The organism is Bartonella sp. AA1HLJMS (assembly GCF_042197445.1).
Taxonomy (GTDB): Bacteria; Pseudomonadota; Alphaproteobacteria; order Rhizobiales; family Rhizobiaceae; genus Bartonella.
The window spans coordinates 1-2665 of record NZ_JBHIRW010000103.1; the positions used below are offsets into that span (position 1 = coordinate 1).

At 48.4% G+C, this 2665-nt stretch carries 2 protein-coding genes; both read right to left on the reverse strand.

The genetic code is table 11. The features are described from left to right. A partial coding sequence (locus ACFIQE_RS09465; RefSeq protein WP_375707619.1) for a phage tail protein occupies positions 1-477 on the reverse strand: 477 nt, incomplete at its 3' end. 13 nt (positions 478-490) lie between these two features. Further along, a partial coding sequence (locus ACFIQE_RS09470) for a phage tail tape measure protein (protein WP_375707620.1) occupies positions 491-2665 on the reverse strand: 2175 nt, incomplete at its 5' end.

Consider the following 2665-nt stretch of genomic DNA (forward strand, 5'->3'; position numbering starts at 1 on the left):
TTGTTCCCCTTGGAAATATTGATCATATCCCTCTTGGTATTGTCCCACCTGATATTGACCTTGCGGTTTTCCACCATTAAAAAAGGGCAAGAGCGTAATGGAATAGCGGATGCGCTGGGATTGACCAGAGCGACTGATATAGTCGTGGTCTTTTGTGATACTGGTGATTACTACGGGTCCATGGAGAAGGACACTATAGGTCGTATCATTAATCCAACGAAGCATCTGGACCGGCTTTGCTCTTCGGATAGTTGTAGTGATGGCATCAATGGCTACACGATCACCAAACTCTTCTGGAAACAACACCCCATGAATGGTTTTTGCATCATTGCCATAGCCGGTAAATTGCAAACTGGGGGACCTGCCAAAACGCTCCATACAAACCCATGAGGCAGAAAACTCTTCTTCAAAGGATTGGAAATTCAGCCAGTTCACATAAAATTGATGCGGTCCTAACATCATCAAAGGATCTCTCATAGACGCCCTCCCCTCATTCTGTCCCGCCATGCAGAGCATTAGCACGTGCCCGTTGCAAAGCATGGGCAACCGCACGACCAGTGGCCACAGGATCACGGGCACCATTGACATGCACTGTGACATTTTGATTGTGGGTGATGGGGGAACGGTCTTTGTCTCTTTGTTCTCTCACAGAGTAATTTGCATGCCCCGCCCCCGCAAATTGCACGATGGGTTGAATGGCTGTTTTACCCCCCAAAAAACTTGGCAAAAACTCTCTTACATCAATGGAACCAATCCACCCCTTAATGCGGCTAGGCAAAGATTTACAAAAATCCATCAATTGTGAGATAGACGACATAAAGCCATCGACAATCGAATTAGCCAGATCTTCGCCCGCTTGTTCCATACCAGCCTTGGCACTCTCCGAGAGCTTTTCCTGTGTAAAAAAACTCTTCAACCATTGCCAAAAGTTGGAAAAGCTTTGTTTAACGCCCTCCCACAAATTGCCAAACCACTCGGCAACAGAGGAAAGCTCTTGTTTAAACTTTTGCCAAGTTTGAGAGAAATCAAAAGCATTGGCGATTATATTTTTCCAACGCGTAATGGTGGTGGTATCAGCACCAAAAAAGCGCATAACAGCTTCAAAGGCTTGCCCAAAAGCCCGAGATACCCCCCGTGCAAAGCCCTTCATAAAAGAAGAAAAACGATCCCAATATTTCCACAAAGCAAAACCAGCAGCCAGTATGACCGCCACAACAGCAGCGACCACAGCCCCTATTGGGGTAAAAATACCCCCCACAACAGAGGAAATACCCGCCCCAACCACTTCGATCACTGTCCCAACAGAGCCAAAAGAGGCAGCAAATGCACTTCCTGAGACAGCAATCCCCCGTAAAGCCCCGACCAACAAGGTCATGGGGCGTAAGAGTCGGAGTGAACTTGCCCCAAGACCCGCGGTTAGCAAGCCCAGCGAGCGCCCTGCGGCCAATAGCCCTCGCCAGCTTGCAGCAACACCACGACTGAGTACTCTAAGCTTAATAAAAGAGCCCATCAATTGAAGAAGCCCAAGACGTGTGCCAGCCATGGTAAAGCGCAACACGCGCAGAGCAATATTAAAAGCCATCAGAGCGGCAATGGTTTTGATAATAGCGCTTGTTAAAGTGGGATGGGCATTCGCCCACGCCATAAGCCCATTGGTAAAATTGCCAACACTTTCCATCAAACTGTTGAGGGGGGGCAGAAGCACTTCACCAATGGTGATGCCCAGAGCCACAATACGGTTTTGCAAGAGTTCAAATTGCCGCATGGCACCGGTTGCTTGTTTGTCTGCTTCTTGTTCTACAGAACCTTTAAAGACTTGTGGATCTTTCACATAATCTAAAGCTTGCCCTAACAATTCGGGGTTACCCACCAATTTGGCAAAATCACCGGTAAAATCGCGCCCCGCAATGGCAATCAGCGAGCGCATCCCCTGTTCGGATTTACCCAACACATTAAAAAAGCGCACCAAAGTGCCGGTAGCATCTTTGTCCAGATCTTGCATGAACTTTTCGCGAGAAAGCCCGATATTGGCAAAAGCATCTTCAATATGCTTGCCTCCTGCCTGAATGCGGGCACTCATGGCATTAAAACCACGCGCGGCACTCTCTGGAACAATCCCAGCAGAAATCATCGCTGTACCAAATGCCGCAGTTTCGCGCGCGGTGAGCTTAAACATGGTTGCCGCACCGGTGGCACGATTGGTAAAATCAGACACTTCACTGGCTTTTGCCGCCATGTGATTAGAGAGATGATTGATAGCATCGCCTAGATCTTCAATGCCTGCCTGATTAAGCTTAAAGACATTGCGCAACTTGGCAAAGCGCTCCCCAATCTGATCTCCCGTCATATCAAAAGCTACAGCTGCTTTAGCGGCATAAATGCTAAAAGCTTCTAGATCTTGTTCGCCAATCCCTGCTTGGCTGGCACTGGTCATCAATTCTAAGACTTCACGCGCCGCTAACGGAATCTTGGTGGAGGTTTCAAGCGCAAAACGGCGCAATTCCTTTAAGCGATCAAGGGGGGCATCGAGAACCTTTTCTAGTCCCTTCATCGATTGGTCAAATTGCATGGCTTTATAGAGCGGTGCAATTAAGGTTGCTGTTTGCGCAATGGCACCCACCATGCGCCCCCGCGCTTGGATAAAAGCATTTTCCGCATTCTTTGT